This window comes from Varibaculum sp. C0165D1, assembly GCF_056590355.1.
In genome coordinates, this window is record NZ_JBWPVY010000005.1 from 34,360 (window position 1) to 54,059 (window position 19,700).

At 54.7% G+C, this 19,700-nt stretch carries 23 protein-coding genes; 7 read left to right on the forward strand and 16 right to left on the reverse strand.

From position 1 onward, the window contains the following. Positions 1-179 precede the first annotated feature (179 nt). The 5 genes from rpmB to AC1EKS_RS07775 all read left to right on the forward strand — a co-directional run bounded on the left by rpmB (position 180) and on the right by AC1EKS_RS07775 (position 2,867). A complete protein-coding gene (gene rpmB / locus AC1EKS_RS07755; RefSeq protein WP_081639087.1) occupies positions 180-365 on the forward strand; it encodes a 50S ribosomal protein L28 in 186 nt (61 codons plus the stop codon). Between the two features lie 345 nt (positions 366-710). Further along, positions 711-1,349, forward strand: coding sequence for a translation initiation factor IF-3 (gene infC / locus AC1EKS_RS07760; RefSeq protein WP_481009522.1), 639 nt, complete (start codon positions 711-713; stop codon positions 1,347-1,349). Positions 1,350-1,411: 62 nt separating this feature from the next. Next, entirely contained in the window at positions 1,412-1,612 is a 201-nt protein-coding gene (gene rpmI / locus AC1EKS_RS07765; RefSeq protein ID WP_022864124.1) for a 50S ribosomal protein L35, read from the forward strand. A gap of 21 nt (positions 1,613-1,633) precedes the next feature. Next, positions 1,634-2,014, forward strand: coding sequence for a 50S ribosomal protein L20 (gene rplT / locus AC1EKS_RS07770; RefSeq protein ID WP_481009489.1), 381 nt, complete (start codon positions 1,634-1,636; stop codon positions 2,012-2,014). Between the two features lie 22 nt (positions 2,015-2,036). Beyond that, positions 2,037-2,867: a TrmH family RNA methyltransferase gene (locus AC1EKS_RS07775; protein WP_481009490.1), complete on the forward strand. Its 831-nt coding sequence runs from the start codon at positions 2,037-2,039 to the stop codon at positions 2,865-2,867. A gap of 28 nt (positions 2,868-2,895) precedes the next feature. On the opposite strand, the gene AC1EKS_RS07780 is transcribed toward AC1EKS_RS07775, so the two are convergent. The 13 genes from AC1EKS_RS07780 to ftsZ all read right to left on the reverse strand — a co-directional run bounded on the left by AC1EKS_RS07780 (position 2,896) and on the right by ftsZ (position 13,205). Next, positions 2,896-3,174, reverse strand: coding sequence for a type II toxin-antitoxin system YafQ family toxin (locus AC1EKS_RS07780; protein WP_481009491.1), 279 nt, complete (start codon positions 3,172-3,174; stop codon positions 2,896-2,898). Then, on the reverse strand, positions 3,171-3,446 hold the full coding sequence (locus AC1EKS_RS07785; protein ID WP_481009492.1) for a type II toxin-antitoxin system RelB/DinJ family antitoxin: 276 nt from the start codon (positions 3,444-3,446) through the stop codon (positions 3,171-3,173). The genes AC1EKS_RS07780 and AC1EKS_RS07785 overlap by 4 nt, the downstream gene beginning before the upstream one ends. A gap of 199 nt (positions 3,447-3,645) precedes the next feature. Beyond that, positions 3,646-4,047 (reverse strand): Fur family transcriptional regulator, encoded by a 402-nt coding sequence (locus tag AC1EKS_RS07790; protein ID WP_481009493.1) that lies wholly within the window; start codon positions 4,045-4,047, stop codon positions 3,646-3,648. 30 nt (positions 4,048-4,077) lie between these two features. After that, positions 4,078-5,046 (reverse strand): DNA polymerase III subunit delta, encoded by a 969-nt coding sequence (holA, locus tag AC1EKS_RS07795; RefSeq protein ID WP_481009494.1) that lies wholly within the window; start codon positions 5,044-5,046, stop codon positions 4,078-4,080. After that, positions 5,028-5,945 carry a ComEC/Rec2 family competence protein gene (locus AC1EKS_RS07800; protein WP_481009495.1) on the reverse strand — a complete coding sequence of 306 codons (918 nt, stop codon included), beginning with the start codon at positions 5,943-5,945 and terminating at the stop codon, positions 5,028-5,030. The genes holA and AC1EKS_RS07800 overlap by 19 nt, the downstream gene beginning before the upstream one ends. 712 nt (positions 5,946-6,657) lie before the next feature. Continuing rightward, positions 6,658-7,407, reverse strand: a complete 750-nt coding sequence (locus tag AC1EKS_RS07805) for a ComEA family DNA-binding protein (RefSeq protein WP_481009496.1) — start codon at positions 7,405-7,407, stop codon at positions 6,658-6,660. Positions 7,408-7,635: 228 nt separating this feature from the next. Then, positions 7,636-8,562 (reverse strand): RluA family pseudouridine synthase, encoded by a 927-nt coding sequence (locus AC1EKS_RS07810; RefSeq protein ID WP_481009497.1) that lies wholly within the window; start codon positions 8,560-8,562, stop codon positions 7,636-7,638. Then, a complete protein-coding gene (lspA, locus tag AC1EKS_RS07815; RefSeq protein WP_481009498.1) occupies positions 8,555-9,097 on the reverse strand; it encodes a signal peptidase II in 543 nt (180 codons plus the stop codon). Before lspA ends, AC1EKS_RS07810 begins: the two co-directional genes overlap by 8 nt. A gap of 123 nt (positions 9,098-9,220) precedes the next feature. Next, positions 9,221-10,021 (reverse strand): DivIVA domain-containing protein, encoded by an 801-nt coding sequence (locus AC1EKS_RS07820; RefSeq protein WP_481009499.1) that lies wholly within the window; start codon positions 10,019-10,021, stop codon positions 9,221-9,223. A gap of 182 nt (positions 10,022-10,203) precedes the next feature. Further along, a complete protein-coding gene (locus AC1EKS_RS07825; protein WP_481009500.1) occupies positions 10,204-10,533 on the reverse strand; it encodes a YggT family protein in 330 nt (109 codons plus the stop codon). A 4-nt stretch (positions 10,534-10,537) separates the two neighbouring features. After that, positions 10,538-11,002, reverse strand: coding sequence for a cell division protein SepF (locus AC1EKS_RS07830; RefSeq protein WP_481009501.1), 465 nt, complete (start codon positions 11,000-11,002; stop codon positions 10,538-10,540). Between the two features lie 109 nt (positions 11,003-11,111). Then, positions 11,112-11,858 (reverse strand): peptidoglycan editing factor PgeF, encoded by a 747-nt coding sequence (gene pgeF, locus AC1EKS_RS07835; RefSeq protein ID WP_481009502.1) that lies wholly within the window; start codon positions 11,856-11,858, stop codon positions 11,112-11,114. Between the two features lie 6 nt (positions 11,859-11,864). After that, positions 11,865-13,205, reverse strand: coding sequence for a cell division protein FtsZ (gene ftsZ, locus AC1EKS_RS07840; protein WP_481009503.1), 1,341 nt, complete (start codon positions 13,203-13,205; stop codon positions 11,865-11,867). 196 nt (positions 13,206-13,401) lie between these two features. Between ftsZ and AC1EKS_RS07845 the strand changes: the two genes are divergently transcribed. Next, positions 13,402-13,830, forward strand: coding sequence for an HIT family protein (locus tag AC1EKS_RS07845; protein WP_481009504.1), 429 nt, complete (start codon positions 13,402-13,404; stop codon positions 13,828-13,830). A 168-nt stretch (positions 13,831-13,998) separates the two neighbouring features. Here the strand turns inward: AC1EKS_RS07845 and AC1EKS_RS07850 are convergent, their stop codons facing one another. Further along, the gene (locus AC1EKS_RS07850) at positions 13,999-14,529 is read right to left on the reverse strand and encodes a DUF6912 family protein (RefSeq protein WP_481009505.1); all 531 of its coding nucleotides are present in this window, start codon (positions 14,527-14,529) and stop codon (positions 13,999-14,001) included. Between the two features lie 291 nt (positions 14,530-14,820). Here AC1EKS_RS07850 and AC1EKS_RS07855 point away from each other — a divergent pair, with 291 nt between their 5' ends. Further along, positions 14,821-15,438, forward strand: coding sequence for an Rv3235 family protein (locus AC1EKS_RS07855; protein WP_481009506.1), 618 nt, complete (start codon positions 14,821-14,823; stop codon positions 15,436-15,438). A gap of 136 nt (positions 15,439-15,574) precedes the next feature. On the opposite strand, the gene secA is transcribed toward AC1EKS_RS07855, so the two are convergent. Together secA and metK are read right to left on the reverse strand one after the other, a co-directional pair. Further along, positions 15,575-18,361 carry a preprotein translocase subunit SecA gene (gene secA, locus AC1EKS_RS07860; RefSeq protein WP_481009507.1) on the reverse strand — a complete coding sequence of 929 codons (2,787 nt, stop codon included), beginning with the start codon at positions 18,359-18,361 and terminating at the stop codon, positions 15,575-15,577. Positions 18,362-18,471: 110 nt separating this feature from the next. Then, positions 18,472-19,665, reverse strand: a complete 1,194-nt coding sequence (metK, locus tag AC1EKS_RS07865) for a methionine adenosyltransferase (protein WP_481009508.1) — start codon at positions 19,663-19,665, stop codon at positions 18,472-18,474. Between the last annotated feature and the right edge of the window lie 35 nt (positions 19,666-19,700).

A 19,700-nucleotide genomic window follows, 5' to 3' on the forward strand; every position in this document is an offset into this window, starting at 1 on the left:
CCGTTATACTTCTCTGCTGCTCGCCTGCTTGCTCTCATAGTCTAGCGAGTTTTCAGTGAAGCCTGGCACAATAACCACCTGGTAGTTGGCTGTTGCCCTCCGAATCAGTTAATCTGGTCGGGTTGCCGATATCTGGGCGTCTGGGCTCAGAGTTAGAAGAATACTTGAAGGAGACTATCGTGGCTGCCACCTGTGACATCTGCGGAAAAGGCCCCGGTTTCGGGAAGAGCGTTTCGCACTCCCACCGGCGCACGAACCGCCGTTTTAACCCGAACATTCAAAGCGTGCGCGCCGTTGTTGGCAGTGGCCGCAAGCGGATGAATGTTTGCACTAAATGCCTGAAATCTGGTCGGGTTGCTCGCTAGTAACAGGACATAACTGACGCCGTCTGCCTTGGCAGGCGGCGTTTTATTTTTACCCCGCCGCCCTCACCCCCCGAAGCCGTGATGTGAGGAAGTTCAAAGGCCACCGGGGCGCTTTCAGCTTTATTTAAGGCGCCCTGGTCTGCTAAATTAGGTAGTAACCGACCAGGAAACTGGTACGAAAGTGGAGGTTTTCCCACCTGGATGCTCTTGGGTATCGGGTAAGAACAGATGCTTTAAGCATCTGCGCGTTTTTCGCAGCCTCCGCACAAGAAGCGGGGGCTTTTCTTTTTAAGTCTGGCTCCCAAAAATCTCGAGCAAGGAGCAGCTATCAGCAACGAGACACGCATTAATGAACGCATCCGGGTGAAAGAAGTACGCCTAGTTGGCCCCAGCGGTGAACAGGTAGGGGTAGTCCGGATCGAGGATGCATTGCGCCTAGCCACAGAAGCTGGCTTGGATCTAGTAGAGGTCGCGCCTACGGCGAAACCTCCAGTTTGTAAGTTGATGGATTACGGCAAGTTCAAGTACGAGGCCGCGCAAAAGGCTCGTAACGCTCGCCGTAACCAAGTGAACTCCCAGCTAAAAGAGATTCGTTTCCGCCTCAAAATCGATGATCACGACTACGAAACCAAGAAAGGCCACGTAATACGGTTCCTCGAAGGCGGAGACAAAGTAAAAGTCATGATTATGTTTCGCGGACGGGAACAGTCCCGCCCCGAGCTCGGCGTCAAACTTTTAGAGCGCCTGGCCGAGGAAGTAACCGAGATGGCTACCGTAGAATCTATGCCCCGTCAGGACGGACGCAATATGACTATGGTGCTGGCTCCCACGAAACGTAAACATCACACCAAATCGGATCAGCGTCGTCGCCGTGACCAACAGCGCGGCGAAACTATGAACCGTCAACAACTTAAGGATGCCCGTAAGGCTCGCAGAGTTAAAGAGGCTCAGGAAGCTGAAGCCGCAGCGAAAGCGAAAAAGTAGGGCCGTCCTAACCGCCTAAGAAACAGGCAAAACCACCGGCGTGCCGGTAGAGAGGAAAAACAATGCCGAAGATGAAGACGCACTCCGGTGCGAAGAAGCGCTTCCGTCGGACCGGAAGTGGCAAACTGATGCGGGAAAAGGCCGGCAAGCGCCACCTGCTAGAACACAAGTCTTCCAAACAGACCCGTCGCCTCAGCCGTGATCAGGTAGTGGCACCCGCCGATACCAAGCGCGTAAATAAGCTGCTGGCTGGCAACAAGTAGGCAAGGAGAGGATTAAGAGAGATGGCACGCGTAAAAAGAGCAGTTAATGCCAAGAAGAAACGTCGCACCGTATTGGATCGCGCCTCCGGTTACCGGGGTCAGCGTTCCCGCCTGTACCGCAAGGCCAAAGAGCAGCTGCTGCACTCGGGCGTTTATTCCTACAATGATCGCCACAAGCGCAAGAATGATTTCCGGAAACTGTGGATTCAGCGGATTAACGCGGCTTGCCGCGCCCAGGATATGACCTATAACCGGTTCATCCAGGGTCTGCGCCTAGCGGAAATCGAAGTTGACCGCCGGATGCTCTCCGAACTAGCGGTTTACGATATTGACACCTTTAATCAGCTGGTAGACAAGGCGAAAGCTGCCCTACCGAAGGACGTAAACGCTCCGGCTGCTTAAACCGTCAAGAAAAGTTAGCTTTTTGCTTAATCTACGCCTAGACACGATTGATAATCCTCGCTCCCAGCGGGTGCGGACCCTAGTCAATCTGTCTAGGCGTAGTTTTCGTTTCAAGCAAGGATTACTCCTGGTAGAAGGGCCGCAGGCCTGCCGGGAGTTGCTGCGTTTCTACCCGGACGCGGTTCGTGATGTTTATCTTGGTACCGATGCGCCCTCCCCCGCAATCCAGGTGGCGCAAGAGGCGCTAGGGGTTACTTCCTGGGTGCATCCGGTAGCACCACAGGTAATGAAGCTATTTGCGCCCTCGGCGCAAGGAGTCGCCGCCACCGCCGATCTTACGTTACTCCCTAGCGAAACCCTTCCGCTCCCTAAGGCTTTGGGTGAGGGCGTCTGGGCAGTGTGCGCGCGAGTGCAAGATCCCGGAAACCTGGGGACGATTATTCGGATCGCCGATGCCTGCGGTTTGGCGGGGGTGCTGGTCTTGGAAGGCTGCGCAGATCCCTCTGGTCCGAAAGTGATCCGCTCCAGTGCCGGGAGCCTGTTTCACCTGCCGGTATACTCCGGCGCCTCCTTCTATTCTTTAGCCGGATTGAGCGCGGAAAACGATGGCTACCTGGTGGGTCTATCGGGAACAGCCGAAACAGATCTCCCTACTTTTACTACCTCTGGGATGGTAACTGCGGCGCCGCTATTTATCTGCCTGGGTAACGAAGCCCAAGGTTTAAGTAGCGAGGAAATCGCCCTCTGTAATGAAACCATTGCCATCCCTATGTGGGGGCATGCCGAGTCTCTAAACGTGGCGACTGCCGCGGCGATTGCCCTGCACGCCATCGCCAGTGCGCGTATTCGCTAAACGGGTTAGGATTCCCCACAAGCCCTAACTATTCCAAAAGGTCAGAATGACTACCAGTCCTAGTCAGCGATAGAACTAACTGCTGGCTACTGATCTTATAGATCAGTAGCCAATCAGGGCGAATATGACATTCGCGATGCCCCAACCAGTTTCCCGTTAGTGCGTGATCCTTTAGTGTTTTTGGAAGTGCTTCTCCAGCTGCTAACAACCGGATAACGTCATCTAGCTCCTCTATGGGCAGCCCGCGCCGAATAGCCTGCTTGTAGTCTTTCTTAAACCGGCTAGTCCATTGGATCTGGTAGCTCATGATTTAAGTTCTTTTAAGGCATCTTCAACATCTACATAACGCTGGGCATCAGGATTGGAAAGCATTCTTTCCGATTCCGCCAACGCCAACTGGGTTTGATAGTTGGGAGATTTTTGACGGATTTCAAACGGAAATCCCCCCGCTTGGATAGCTTGACGCAAAAAGATATTGATTGCGGTAGTCATATTGACCCCTAGATCCCGAAAAATATCTTCGCTTTGCTGCTTAACATCTTTATCCATGCGCACACTAAAACTGGTAGTACCGGACATAGCAAATCCTCTCTCCTGCAATAAAATACATCTAAAATAAGTCTATTATCTAGGCATTAGATATGCAATAGCTAGTTCATTCGTACTATCTGAGGGGCAGGGTGAGGGTGAAAATAGCTCCTGAGGTGACGCGATCCCTATAGTCAGGTATTTTGGCTTTGTTGAGGGCGCTCGAAAGTAACACCTGGAACCTAGAAGATTATTTTGCGGGCTGGTTCGCGCAGTTGACACAGAGGCCAAAAATATCTGCCATATGCTCGATATCGCTGAACTGGTAACGCTGAGAAATCTCGGCAATCCACTGTTCTAACTGGTCATCTTGGATATCGACGGTGTAGCCGCAGCTGCGACACACCAGGTGGTGATGGTGTCGGCGCGCCGCACAACGCCGATAGAGGGTTTCGCCCTCTTCCGAACGCAAACTATCCAGCTCTCCTACCTCAGTTAGGTTCTGCAGGTTGCGGTAGACCGTAGCGAGTCCCACGGTTTGCCCGGCTGCCATTAGGGCAGCATGCACTTGCTGGGCAGAACGAAAATCGGTTTCATCAGCCATAATCGCCATGATCGCGTCCCGCTGCCGGGTTTTACGCTGCATCGCCATCGCTTGTCCTACCTTCTTTCCTGTACCGCTTTACCGCTGCCGCAGCTGGCAGATTTTCCTAACCGCCGCCTCCAGGGCGTATTGCGCATCCCGGCTGGCGCCTTTAGCGTCCTCGTCAGCCTGGGCAATAATTTTAATCGCTGCCGCTAACTGCGAATCCTTCCATCCGCGCACTTCCCGCCGAGCTTTTTCCACCTGCCAAGGTGCCATTCCCAGCTGGGAAGGGTTTATTCCCCGCACGCTCACTTTTGCCAGGTTGCGAAACTTGAGGGCGAGCGCACCCCCAATTGCCACCGGTTCCACCCCGGAAGAAAATGCTTGTCGCAGCAGCACTAGGGAGCGCGAAAGATTCCCCACCGCCGCCGCATCGGCAACGTTAAATCCGGTAGCCCCTACCCGCGAACCATAGAACTGCTGTACTGCCTGCAAAGTTACCGCCTGTGGATAGTCAGAAACTAACTGGCGGGCAGCGCCGATTAGTTCCGCTAAATCCCCACCGAGGGCATCTACCAGCAGCTGCGCCCCAGCTGGCTCTATGCGTCCGCCGATGGTGCGTACTTCTTCGACTACTAAAGCCAGTTTGTCGCGGGCATTCTTTATTTTCGCGACTTTAACTTCCCTAGCTCCTGCCTTCTTTATCTTGTCTACCTGACGTTTTCCTTTATTGGAACCATCGTGAAGCGCTGCCACCCAGCAATCTGGTTGTGGGGCTGATAGATAGGCGGCCAAATCGTCGCCCAACTCTTCGTCGGCAGATTCAAAATCGGGAATTACTAACAGGCGGGCTTCCCTAAATAAAGAGGGCGAGGTCAAAGAATCAAGAGAGCCTGCCTGATACCCGGCGGCGGTCACCTCAGTCACTGCTAGGGCCGGATCCTGGTTTCGTCCCAGTTGCTTTAAGCGGGTAAGGGCGCGATCTGCCAGCAGTTTTTCTGGTCCGCGAATCAATACTGCGGATGCCAGGGTGCAATCGCGCCAACTCATCTGCTTTGAGGCCATGCTTCAACATTGCCACCGATCCGCGTTTTTGCAAAGTAGCAGCGGAAAATATAGCTCAAACCGGCAATGATCACCCCCAACGCCAAAATCCCGGTAGCACCTGACGGCCAGGGCAGGATCGCGAAACGGTTGGCGGCAACCACTCGGGCAACCGTCATTACCCAGCTACACCCGGCACCCAGTATTCTCGCTAATAAAGTTCCCGGCAGTGGCAAGAACGTCAGGCAGGCTCCTCCCCAAATCAGCAGGGTAACTACCGGAGCGATTGCCACATTAGCCAACACGGTTAGGGTGTTGATCCCTGGACGGATTAGCAACTGTCCCGGTAAGCAGGCTAGCTGCGCTACCAGGCTGACAGCGCTAACGGAGAGGAAAGCCGCTATAAACTTCCGGAAAAACTCGGGATTTTTTGGATACTTATCAGATAGCATTCGGGGCACTCGCGCGCTCCCCGATCTTTTCATTGCCCCCAATCCATTTCGCAGTTTTTCCTCTAACGGTTTCGCGACCAGTACAATCGCTGCGGTGGAACTGACTGATAATAAAAATCCGGCGTCAGCCCCAAAACCAGGTTCAAAGATTAAAAGACCGATGATCGCGATTTCCAGGGCTGAAAAAGAAGCTGGCTCTCTGCCTCTACCTAGAGCCAGCACGGCCACCATCCCCATTACTGCAGCGCGTAGCAGCGAGGGGGCAGGGCCTAGTAACAGACAGTATCCCACTAGCAAACTTCCACACGCTCCCAGGCGCCAGCGACGTTTCAAACCGGCAGTTACCAGTGCCACCAGAGCAATCAGAACCGAGATATGCATTCCGGATACACAGGTAATATGCACAATTCCCGCAGTTTTCAGCGCTTCAGTATCTGCGGAGGCGTCAGCGCGGATACCCAGAATCATGGCCGGCAGCAGCGTGGCTGCTGCCGAGGATTTTACGGCAACCAGTTTTTCTTCCAGCCGGACGACGAACTTTTGTTTGAGGGCCGCCGCCCCGCGCGGCCCGGCCCGGATTTTAGGGGTAGCTACTATTTGTGCGGGGATCTCAAAAAGAGTATTCGCACTGGTAACGCCAACACTTTCCAGACCAGATTCCGTGGTTCGCTGCGGTTTTTCCAGTTTCAGGCTGGTTTCTAGGACGGTTCCGCGCGGATATTTAGGCAGGCGCTGACCGAAGGCCACCACTTTCAGGCAGGTTTTTACCGCCGGAGCGGGCGGCAGTCTCGCTTCCAATAGCTGCAAGGAAGTTATTTGTTGGTCACTGCCGGGCGCATATTTTCGCGGCGGCGCTTCTACCATGGCCAGCACTTTTACCTGGTCAATATCTCCTTGCCAAGCGCGCGCTAAGGGGTCTGCCGCCAGCTGCCGAGCGGCCTGCGAAACAGACAAACCGACCCCGCCAAATGCGGCTAACGCCAGGGCTAACGTTAACCCTACCTGCACTAAACGCTGGAAATAAACGGCAATCAGCAGCGCCGCCGCAATCGCCAGCGCTAAGGCACTGACAATCGGCTCTAGGTCCAAGGGCAAGGCCGGTAGAATCAGCGCCCCTAGCCAGGCAGACACCGCCGCTGGCAATAACCGTAGATCCAGGATTCGCCGGTTCATACCTTGCCTAAAGGCTGATCATATCTGCCAGGGCAGCATATTTTTTCTCTCCGATTCCGGAAACATTCTTTAAATCTTCAACGCTTTGGAATCTTCCCTGTGCTTTACGATAGGCAACTATCCGTTGTGCTAAAGCTTCCCCCACCCCCGGGAGCTGCTCTAGCTGCTGCTCGGAGGCCTCATTAATAGATATTTTTCCGCCTGCTCCGCTTTCTCCTGCTGGACTGGCCCCGGCTTCCTCGCTATTTCCCGCTCCTGACCCCGCGGCATCTTCAATTCCGACCCGGAGCTGTTCCCCGTCGCTCACCCTCCGGGCTAGGTTTAATCCCGATAGATCGGTGCCCGCCAGTGCCCCTCCGGCGGCTTTAATCGCGTCCTGGACCCGGGCGGAAGCATCCAGGCTCACTACTCCCGGTTTATTAACTTTTCCCACCACATCGACCATCACAGTACCGCTAGCCGCAGGAGAAGAGCCCGGAGCTGCCGGGGCAGCAGAACTACTGGAACTAGGGGGTGTAAGAGAGGCTTTGGTAGTAGGAGTTTTACTTTGTGCCCACCCCGCCATTACCGCCACGATTACTATTGCTACCAGCGCAGCTGCCACGACTCGCGGGGAAGGGGCCAGCCGAAGGCGGGGACCATTTGGCCCAGAGCGCAGACGGGTTTCCGCCTGCTGTAATAACTGTTGCGCCCGAGGAGTCTGGGAAGACGCCTGCCGAAACTGAGAGCGGGTATAGCTAGGTTTTTCTGAAGCCATAGAGTGAAAGTAAGCTGCTACCACTCCCTCCGCAATTATTTAATAATTCGCAACAGGAAAAAGTAACCGTGACTACCGCGGGGGACAAACCCCCATAGGAAGCCGCAGCGGAAAGATTTCAACTAAGCTAGCTAGATTTTCCTCTAGGTAAGGCTCCAGTACCCGCCAAATAAACTCTCTTGCGGGCGCGGATATCCGCAACTTACTGGCGCGCTGACTCCGCCATAATCATTTACTATCCCCGGTGCGTAACCGCTTCAAGGCGGTCTCCAAATCAGGGGTCAAAGGAGCCTCAAAACTCACTTGCTTGCCAGTTCTAGGATGGGCAAAGCTCAAAGAGGCCGCATGTAACCATTGACGTGTCAGCCCCAATTTCTTCGCTAACTGCGGATTGGGTCCATAAATGGGATCACCGACAACGCCATGCCCAATCGCCTGCATATGCACCCGAATCTGATGAGTCCGCCCAGTTTCCAGCTGGATCTCCAGCAGCGAAGCGCCGGGCAAAACCTCTAAAGTGCGATAATGGGTAATCGCCGCCCTTCCCCCCTCGACTACTGCCATCTTGAAATCACGGGAGGGATGCCGCCCAATCGGGGCATTAATCGTTCCCTGCGTCGGATCTGGGTATCCCTGCACCAAGGTGTGATAAATCTTTTTCACCCGGCGGGCGCGAAAATCCTCCTGGAGTTGCCGGTACGCTAACTCCGACTTCGCCACCACCATGGCACCGGAAGTTCCCACATCTAAGCGATGAACAATTCCGGCGCGCTCTTGCGGCCCCGAGGTAGACACTTGATGCCCGCCCGCCAGTAGTGCTCCGATAACCGTCGGTCCGCTCCAGGCGGCGGCCGCATGGGCAGCCATCCCCACCGGTTTATTAACCACCACAATATCGGCGTCCTCATAAAGGATGGGGAGCTGCGCGGGGGTTTCTATACTTATTGGGGAGGCGTCGGGCAGCAGCACTTCCACCTGGTCACCAGGGAAAGCCTCGGCAGATTTGCGGGGATTTTTCCCGTTTACCTGTACGTCTTTTTGTTTAATCAGTTTGGCAACTAGGGAACGCGAAAGCTGCAATTCACTGGCTAATACCTGGTCAAGACGCATCCCCCGCACAGAATCGGGCAGATGCATCGAAACCCGTTCACGCATCCTTACCTCGCACCCGCGCTGGTTTGTAGGCATGATTACCGCTGACTGAAGGCACACCCAGGACCACCAGCACCACCACGGTAATTACCCCCACCACGATGGCTATATCCGCGATATTCCCTACGAAGATCGAACGGTAATTCAAAAAATCAATCACGTGCCCGCGAAAAATTCCCGGAGGACGAGTAAGCCGGTCAACCAGGTTTCCCAGCGCCCCGCCTGCCAGTAACCCTAGGGAGAGTTGCCAGGCAAGATTAGTCATGGCACGTCCACTCCAGATAATAATCGCCAGTACCGTCACTGCTATCACGGAAAATACCCAGGTAAAGCTCTCCGCTAATGAAAAGGCTGCCCCGGGGTTACGTACCAGTTGGAGGCCGATGTAACCACCAATCAATGGTCTAGTAGGAGCCCCCACTTCCAGGACGCTAAGTGCCCATGCCTTGGTGAGTTGGTCAATGATCAGCACCGGTATCGCTACGAACACGAATATCACCAGCAGAGGTGCTACTTTTTGTTTTTTTCGCTGCTTCATTTTCTTCCCAGGTCGGTTAAGTCTAGGACTCAATTTAATAAAAAAGCAGCGGCGCCACCACTTACGCGATGGCGCCACCTTTCCCTACCCGGCTCTTAGGAGGGACTATGCTTTATTTAATATTTATGCCTCTTGCGCGTCTAGCTGGCCGATCAAAGCCTGCAGATGCTCACGGACCTTGTGACGGTAGTCGTTTTCGAAGGCCTTGAGGTCGTCAACGCGCGACTCCAGGTCTGCCCGCTCGGATTCTAGCTGCTCCAACACGCGGCGACGCTCGTCATTGGCTTCGCGTACGATCTGGTCACCCTTGAGACGGGAGTCTTCCAGAATCTGGTCGGCTTCTTGCTGACCGTTGCGCACGTATTCATCGTGTACCCGTTGCGCCAGTGCCAGCATCGAAGTGGCATCCTCTGGCTGTTCCGCACTAGCCTGCGGTGCAGCTTGCGCGCTTTGCTGCGCCTGCGCTAGCTGTTCACGCAGCTGTTCGATTTCCGCCACGGCCTGCTGGGTCTCTGCCTGAGACTGTGCCAGCGCTGCCTGGGCTTCTCGCTGAGTTTGCGCCAGGTTAGCCTGCAGGGTCTGGATTTGCTCTCCGGCGTGGGGATCGCCCTCAGCGGCCGCTGCCTGGTACTGCTGCACCTGCGCCTGCATCTCCGCAATCTGCGCATTGGCGGTCTCTAGTTGAGCCTTGAGAGCCGCAGTCTCCTCGCCGCTGTCGCTGGGTGCCACCACCCCGCCGCTTGCTGCCTGCTGGCGCGCCTCATCTAGCTCAGATTTTAAGGACGCATTTTGGTCCTGCAGGGTCGCAATGGTTTCTACGACCTGATCTAAAAACTCGTCAACTTCTTCTTGGTCGTATCCTTCACGGAACTTAGTCGCCTGGAATTGCTTCCAGTGAACGTCTTCAGCAGTCAGCAGAGCCATACCTGTCACCTCAGTTATCTATCGTATTTTTCCCGAGGTAGGCGCTTTACCTGCCTGCGAGAACTTCTGCGCTATAGGTTGCAGTTGGAAACAAGCATACCGGAGTTCTGCTCAACTTCCACATCTTCAACAATAGTAACATCTGTGATTTTCAGCAACACCTTAGGTAATTTTCTGCGATTTTATCTTTGTATCAGAATAAGCAACGCATTAATCAAGTGAATCCAAATATTTATCAGCACTGTGACCAGCAAAAACAGTACTACAAAACTCAGATCTAGGGCAATAGTCCCAAGTCGGAGCGGTTTAATGAATTTCCCTAGGAATCGTAAAGGCGGATCCGTGATTCCGAAAACCAGATTACAAAGAAACAGCGTAGCCGAGTTTTTCGGCCGCCAATTCGGGTTCAGTGCCATCACCCAAGACAGCACTGCCCGGATTATCAACGCCAGAATGTAGAGCTGGAGTAGCCATCTGCCAATCTGACCGACCCAATAGATTAGGGGAAGCATCTAGTTAGCTTTGGTTGAAGAAATCTCTTTTAGACCCCGGGGAGGACGCACCTTCGTCCACCTGCACGGACTTTGGCGAAAGCAAAAACACCCGGTTAGTAACTTTTTCGATTCCCCCATCAAGCGCAAAGCTTAGACCGGCCGCGAAATCAATCATCCGCCGCGCTTCCAGGTCATTCATTGCCCCGAGGTTCATTATCACCGGGGTACCGTCCTTGAAAGCATCTCCAATATTTTGTGCCTCGTTATAGGTGGTGGGACGGATAGTCACAATCCGTTTAAGCTCTGAGGCCGGTTCAGGCTCGGAACTAACCGCATGCGGGAAACGCAGTGCCGGCTCTACGATTCGAGGACGAGGTGCCGGAACTTCAGCATCCGGGACTTCGCTTTGCAGCTCGTCGAGGTATTCCTCGTTCTCTTGTGGTTCGAACAGGCCTAAATATCCCATGGTCTTCCTCAAAGCACCCATTAGGTCCTCCTTTGTTAAATACTGGTCTACCAAAACGTTAATCGGGAGCGGGTTTTTTTCGAAGCATCACCGCGGCGTGTTCCCAAAACTACCCACCTAAATCCGCAGTTCACGCGGTTGGAACTTCCCGCTTGCCCACTACGATTCCCGCGAATCGCCCCGTTACCCCATCACGGCGATAGGAATACAGATTTCGGTCTTCAAACGTACAGCGTTTAGAAACAAAAGTAATCCGCGCTCCCGCCGTCCGCAGCTGGGAAATTACCCCAGCCTGTAAATCCAACCCCGGACTTCCGACCCGGGTACGTGACCAGGCAGCGGGAACATGGCCGGTCACGTGAGTGCGCATCGCCTCGGGGACTTCATAGCAGGCTCCGCAAATAGCGGGCCCAATGGCAGCGTGAATTTTGCCGCTCTGCGCCCCCAGTTTACGTAGAGCCAGCACGGCCTCCCGCACAATCCCGGTGACCATACCGGCTCTGCCCGCATGGACTGCGGCCACCAGTAGACCGTCATCAGAAGCCAAAAGCAAGGGCACGCAGTCGGCGACCATAACTCCAGCTGCCGGGGTAGTAAGCCCCAGTTCTGCAAACTCGCGAGTGTCGATAATGATGCCGTCCGCTTCGGCAGGAGCATCGGTATGACCAGGATGAACTTGCACCACCCGGTTGGAGTGGGTCTGATGCATCCACACCACTTTGCGCCCAATCGCATCGTCGACGATCTGCCGATTCTCCGCTACGATATTGGGGTTATCTCCGACGTGATTTCCCAAGTTGAGAGTGGCATATGGTCCGCTCGATTTCCCACCGATCCGATTGGTAAAAACCGCCTGTGCGCCGCCAATCCGAAACATGGCTACCTACCGCATAAAGTCGGGGACATCCAGACCAGATTCTTGATCGTCGTCCTCAAATACTCGGGGCACGGTTAAGGTAGTGTCGTCCTCTCGCTTGCTATCTACCCCGAAATTGTCGCGGTAGCTGCGGGAACTTTCGTTCTCTTTCCGATTGAAAGCATCGCGTGAGGGTGGAGTTACCGGAAGACGATGCGCTCCTCCCGAGGCGCCAGCGCGGGGAAGATCTCCGACACTGCGTTCGTCCTCTTTTGTGACTGCGCGGCGCGGGAATGCCGGGATGGCCGAAGTGGCCGTGGCATCCTCGGAGATTTTTTCCTTCCCCGGGGCCGAGGGCATCTTAGCGGCAGGCTCAGCGGCTTTCTTTTCTGCCTGCTTGGCTTTCTTCGCACCACTTGTCTTGGGACCATCAAACCCGGCGGCAATGATGGTTACCCGGATCTCGTCGCCTAAGGCTTCATCAACATTGGCACCGAAAATAATATTGGCTTCGGGATGCACCATTTCGCGTACCATATCCGCGGCGCGGTGTACCTCCATAAGCCCCATATCTGAGCCGCCTTGGAAGAACATCAGCACCCCCAGAGCCCCATCAATATCCGCCTCTAGTAAGGGGGACATAAAGGCGGCTTCCGCGGCGCGAATCGCGCGATCTTCACCAGTGGCAGAGCCGATCCCCATGAGGGCGGTTCCCGCCCCTTTCATAACGCTTTTTACATCCGCAAAGTCTACGTTTACTAGGGCGGAGGTGGTGATCAGGTCGGTGATGCCTTGGACACCGGAATGCAAAACTTCGTCCGCAGCGGAGAAAGCATCGACCATCGTAATGTTTTGGTCCGAGATATCCAAGAGGCGATCGTTGGGGATCACAATAATAGTGTCGACTTCTTTACTTAGGGCCTCTACCCCTGCATCTGCCTGCACCTGGCGGCGCTTTCCCTCAAAAGAGAAAGGCCGGGTAACTACCCCGATAGTGAGGGCACCCATCTCGCGCGCCACCCGCGCCACTATGGGAGCGCCACCAGTACCGGTACCGCCACCCTCGCCGGCGGTAACGAAGACCATGTCCGCCCCTTCCAGGGTGTCTTTGATTTCTTCCTCGTTATCGGTGGCAGCGCGTTCTCCGACTTTGGGGTCGGCTCCAGCACCTAGACCGCGGGTTTCTTCCCGCCCGATATCCAATTTCACGTCCGCATCAGACATCATCAGTGCCTGCGCATCGGTGTTAATCGCAATGAATTCCACACCTTTAAGGCCGAAATCAATCATGCGGTTAACGGCGTTTGCTCCGCCTCCGCCGATGCCTACGACTTTAATATCTGCCAGGTTGGTATCTGGTACTGTCACGGTCGCCCTCCGATCTAACCCTAAAGTTTTAGTTTAGAGTTAGCTTTACTAGCCCTCTTGGTCAAACGAAAATCCTATGTAAAGAGGCGTTTTGAGCAAGCACTGCGGGCGCGTGTTGCCAATTTTGCCCGAAAACTTTTTTATTACCCGTCCCGTCCTATCATTAGAAGCAACAACTGCAATCCCAGGAGGAACCATGCCCACTATTTTTACTCGTATCATCACTGGCGACATCCCCGGCGAGTTCTGCTGGAAAGACGATATCTGCGTCGCCTTCGCCGACATCAACCCCATAACCCCCGGCCACGTGCTTTTAGTCCCGCGCCGCGAAGTTGAAAACTTCTGGGACGCCCCCACCGATGAGCTGCAACACCTAATGAAAGTGGCGCAGATTATCGGTCGCGCCCAACGACAAGCTTTCGGTTCCCAGCGTTCCTGCCTGAGCATCGCCGGCTTCGACGTGCCCCATCTGCACCTGCACCTGATTCCCGCAAACTCGATGGAAGACATTAAGTTCGCGCACGCTCAGCCGGCTACTCCGGAAGAGATTGCCGCTTCTATGCAGGCACTACGGGAGGCCCTAGCCGACCAGGGACATGCCAGCGAGGCGGGAGTTAGCGACTAAAACGAGGGGTTTTGCCGCTAATAACTACCCCTTCGGGGCAACTGCAAGGGAGGACTCCCCGGCCCCAAGCCCTCGCTGAGTTTGGTAGATAGGAAAAGTCCCTGGCCGCCCCTACCCTATTGCGCCCCTATTTTCGCAGATAATCAGGCATTACCTCGCGCGGTAGAGCTAAGACTTCCCTAGCGAGTGGCGCAAATAGTCGAGTTCGCTGGCATCAAACCAAGAAAGTGGCTCCCCTGCCAGTTCTTCCCACAGTTCTAGTACTGGCGACGCCGCTGTGGGGTCGCTGGCACCCGCATCGCCAAAGTTGCCGCGACACCAGGCAGCTGCGCGCTGTCGCGGCATCTGCGACCTTAATTGGGTGCAAAGTTCTAGATTTTCCTGGCTATCAAGGTGCAGGCTAACTAGACGCTGCCAGTCGAATCGGGTTTTCACTTCGAAGACCCCGGGAGTGATTTCTTCACTCAACTCCTGCGGATCGGCATCGAGTGCCGCCACGATACGCCCCGGGTAACCGTCCCCGGTGCCCTCTAGGCAGGACATAGCAGCCATAGTCATGGCGATATCTTCTGCCTGTTCACTATCGAGAGGATCTATCCCCCAAAGCCGACAGAAATCGGAGGTGCCTTCCCAGGCACAGGGAGAATATAGCTGCGGTTCAAACAGGTCGCTTAACGCTAAGGGAAGATAAATTCGCACTCGCTAATTGTAGCGGCTAGCTGGGGATTCCAGAGCACTTACAGCCCGCAGCGCCTCAAATACGCGTTGCCCCCTTGCCGCAACCTCAATCACCTCATCTAAAACTCATTTTTCTTTAATTATTGTTTAATTACATGTTATAAACAAGGAATTTCAAGCCCTTTAAAATTCAGGCAAAATCTCCTATACCTGTTTAGATAGGACAAAAGTACGCATTAGCGGCAATGCCCTCCCATTCCACCCTCTCTAATGAACTAGAGTCTCCGTCTAATAATTGAAAGATCTGAGCCGATGAGTTTAGCAGCTACAAAACCTCTCCTCTGGAAGGAAAAAGAAGAATACGCCCCACCCCAGAAAAACCGTTTTCAAGAGCTTTTCCCTCCCGGGAAACCGCTAGTAACCATTTACCCTCAAGATGACCAATCCTCTGGCCCCTGCGCAGTGATTTGTCCAGAACTTCCTCAAATCCCGCTCAGCCCTACCTACGGTCCCCTGGAAGTTCAAGCCCTGCTTCCCCGTCCTCAAAACGCCCAGAAACCAAAATCCACGCCACCGAAAGCAGCCTCATTATCAGCGTTACCGCAGATAAAATCCTGGGTGGCAACCGCCGTAAGAACCATATTCGAAGTATTTTCCGGTCGCCGCTCCGTGCAAGCAGTTACCAACTGGTTCGCCCCTGAGCTTTGGGGTTCCTTCCTGGCTTTAGCTCGCAGCGAGCGTCACCGTCCCCTACCTGCAGAAATTCAGGTACGCCGGATTTTTTGCCGCAAAGCTGGGATTACTAACCAGGACTTCGCTGGTGTCGAGGTCGCGGTTACTATCAGTGACGGCTGTCGGGTCAGGGCCATAGCGATGCGCATCAAACCTTGCGGAAAGAAATGGAAAATCGCTGCCCTAGAGATCGGGTAGACAGATCTGCCATTAGCTATTGGAAAACAATCCGCACCGCCAGCTCGCTCGGGGAGTGCGGCGCCAGTCCCAAGATCCCGCCAGAATCCCCTCTCCCGGCGAACAGGGGATCCAGCGTTCAGGGGATCCGAAAACGCTAGCGACGCTTCTGAGCCTTTTTGCGCTTCTTTTGAGCGCGGCGCTGAGCCCGGTTCCCACCTTGAGCAGCAGTCTGCCGGGCGGCCTCGGCACCAAATGCCGATCCTTGCGCGCCAGCGCCCGCCATTGCCGGCACAGTTTCCGAGGATTCCTTATGCCCGGTATCCCCCATCACTGAGCCTTCCGCCAGCGCCTTCTTTTTCGCCTGTTCGGCTTGCTGCTTTTCCACCTCCAGCTGTTGCTCATAGACCTGCTGGAACTGGTGGGAGAAATTGAAAATACCGGTAATAGTATCTTCTCGTACCTGCCCCATCATGTTTTCGAACATTTGCGCACCCTCGGACTTATATTCCACCAAGGGGTCACGCTGCCCCATCGCCCGCAGACCGATACCTTCTTTAAGGTAATCCATCTCGTAGAGGTGCTGTTGCCAAAGCCGGTCTACCGTAGCCAGCAGGACGCGCCGTTCTAGTTCCGCCATCGGCTGGTCACCCAGCTGTTCAATCGCAATCGGGTTCTCGTTTACCTGATCAAGGATTTCTTCATAGGCATCGGCAATATCGTTCTGTAACATAGTTTCCAGCTCGGAAGCCGAAATGTGCAGGAAAGTGCCGTCCTCGTCCTTTAGTTCCGAAAGCGAGGCACGCACCGGATAAACGGAACGCAGATTGTTCCACAGTTTACCCAAATCCCATTCACTGGAATCGTTACCTTCGCTGGTGGCGTGGGTGACTGCTTCTTTAATCAAAGTGCGCAGATAGGCAGGAATCAGCTCATCGAGATCGATCTGTTTGTGCAGGACTTCTTGACGTTCGGTGTAAATCAGATCGCGCTGATCGGTCATCACATCGTCATATTTCAGCACGTTTTTACGAATCTCGAAGTTCTGCGCCTCCGTCTGGTGCTGCGCGGACTGGATCCGCCCGGAAACCATCTTGGATTCTAGGGGCAGATCCTCCGGATAGAGCGAAGAATTCATAAAGCGGGTAACGAAGGCCGCCATGTTCTTCATCATTAACGGGTCATCCATCGCCAGGTAGAAGCGGGATTCCCCCGGGTCACCTTGACGTCCAGAACGCCCGCGCAACTGGTTATCGATACGGCGAGCATCGTGACGTTCGGTGCCCAGAACGTAAAGTCCGCCCAGTCCCACAACCTCTTCGTGTTCGTCGGCTACCTCGGCCTCTGCCTCGGTAAGGGCATCCTCCCAGGCTTCTTGCCATTCGGAGAGATTTTCTTCCGGATCCAGGCCGCGCGCGCGGAGCTTCTGATCGGCGATATGTTCCGGGTTACCCCCGAGCATAATGTCGGTACCACGCCCGGCCATGTTAGTGGCCACCGTAACCATGCCTTTGCGCCCGGCATCGAATACCACCTGGGCCTCGTGGGCGTGCTGTTTAGCGTTCAACACGTTGTGAGGCACCCCGGCCTCATCCAACATGATGGAAAGTTCTTCCGATTTGGCAACATCCGTGGTGCCCACCAGAATCGGCTGGCCTTTTTCGTTACGTTCTTTGATGTCACTGACAATCGCCTTGAGCTTGCCCCGCCGGGAAGGATAAACCAAATCTGGCTGATCAATGCGGATCATGGGCTTATTAGGCGGAATCGGGATGACCCCGATCTTATAGGTGTTCATGAACTCGGCCGCCTCAGTTTCAGCGGTACCGGTCATACCCGAGAGCTTGTCGTACAGGCGGAAATAGTTCTGCAAGGTGATGGTAGCCAGGGTCTGGTTCTCGGCTTGCACCGGAACATGCTCTTTAGCTTCGATCGCCTGGTGCATGCCCTCGCTGTAGCGCCGCCCTTCCATCACGCGACCGGTATGTTCATCGACGATCATTACTTCCCGATTGCGCACAATATAGTCGCGATCCCGCTTGAACAGCTCTTTTGCCTTGATCGCGTTATTGAGGAAGCCGATTAAGGGGGTATGGGAAGCTTCGTAGAGGTTGTCTATCCCTAAGAAATCCTCGACCGCAGCGATCCCCACATCGGTTACCCCCACGGTGCGTTTCTTTTCATCGACCTCATAATCCATATCTTTTTCCAGGCGAGTCACCAGGGAGGCAAACTTGTTGTACCACTGGTCAGCTTCACCTTGGGCGGGACCGGAAATAATCAGCGGGGTGCGGGCTTCGTCAATCAGGATCGAGTCCACCTCGTCGACGATCGCGAAGTTATGTCCGCGCTGAACAATGTCCTCTACTCGCTGCACCATATTGTCGCGCAGATAGTCGAATCCGAACTCGTTATTGGTGCCGTAAGTAATATCTGCTTGGTATTGTTTTACCCGTTCAGTTGGGGTCTGACCGTTGACAATACAGCCCACAGTTAGCCCCAAGAAACGGTAGACGCGCCCCATCAGTTCACTTTGGTAACTGGCGAGATAGTCGTTGACCGTGACTACGTGCACGCCCTTACCGCTAAGCGCATTCAGGTAGCTGGGCATGGTGGCGACCAGGGTTTTACCTTCACCGGTTTTCATCTCGGCAATATTGCCTTGGTGGAGGGCTATGCCCCCCATAACCTGTACGCGATAAGGCTTTTGTTTGAGGACGCGCCACGCGGCCTCCCGCACGGTAGCAAAGGCATCCACCAAGATTTCGTCTTCGGTTGCCCCTTTTTCCAGCGCCTCTTTGAACTCGGCGGTCTTTGCCTTGAGTTCTTCATCGCTGAGGGCGGCGTACTCTTCCTCTTTCGCCACTACTTCGCCGGCTGTCCGGTCTAAACGTTTGAGGGTGCGCCCCTCGCCCATCCGCAGGATTCTTTCAAAAAACGACATTAGTTCTCCCGTGTGTTCGCTCCGTTTATCGATTCTATATGGCGGCAGTTAAAAGCACGATTAGTTATTTCAGTTTTCCCCTTAGGCTTAGCACCTGGTAGCACTAGTTTTTATGCCCCCAGCTTTGCCCGCAATTCCCGTGCCTTACCGGTATCCTCCCAGGTAAAGCCGGAGCGTCCAAAGTGTCCGTAGGCAGCAGTGCGCGAATAAATAGGTCGGCGCAGCGAGAGGCGATCGATAATAGCTGCCGGTCGCAGGTCAAAAGTTCCCCGTACGGCCTGCAGAATCTGCTGTTTATCGGTCTTTTCGGTGCCGAAAGTTTCCAGTTCCACTGAAACTGGATGCGCCGAGCCGATAGCGTAGGCCACTTGCAGTTCTGCCCGATCCGCAAGTCCCGCAGCCACCACGTTCTTCGCTACCCATCGCGCCGCATAGGCGGCCGAGCGGTCAACCTTAGAAGCGTCCTTACCGGAGAATGCGCCTCCACCGTGACGCGCCATTCCCCCGTAAGTGTCTACAATCAGTTTCCTGCCGGTCATGCCGGTATCAGCGGCTGGACCTCCCAGGATGAACCGCCCCGCCGGGTTCACTAAGGTACGAAAGTCACGATCCTCTATCCAGGGCACCTGGGAGATAACCGGATCAATCACCGCGGATTTCACTTCTTCGCGCAGGTCTTCGAGGTTGACAGAAGCTAGATGCTGGGTAGAGAGCACGATCGTGTCCAGGCCCACCGGACGCCCATCCTCATAACGCACGGTTACCTGGGTTTTCCCATCTGGGCAGAGGTAATCGAGTACTTTTTCCCGGCGCACTTTTTCGAGTTGCTTGGCGAGGCGGTGTGCCAGCCAGATTGGGGCGGGCATTAAATCGGGGGTTTCGTTGCAGGCATAGCCGAACATCATCCCCTGGTCGCCCGCACCTTGCTGGTCAAAGGCATCTATTGCCTGCCCTTGGCGGGTTTCCCAGGAATCTTGCACCCCGTGGGCAATATCGGGGCTCTGGCGGTCAATCGATACCAGCACTCCGCAGGAATCCCCGTCAAACCCGATATCAGAGGAGGTATAGCCAATTTCGTTAATGGTTTCGCGCACCAACGTGGGCAGGTCTACATATCCGGAAGTGGTGATTTCACCGGCCAGATGCACTTGCCCGGTGGTGGCCATAACCTCTACGGCTGACCGGGCCTCCGGATCTTGTTCTAGCAGGGCATCCACAACAGTGTCTGCTATCCGGTCGCAAACTTTGTCGGGATGTCCGCTGGTGACGGATTCAGAAGTAAATATCGACTGCTTTGAGCTCATATTCTCCAGTTTAGGGCAGCGCCTGCCTCGGGGGG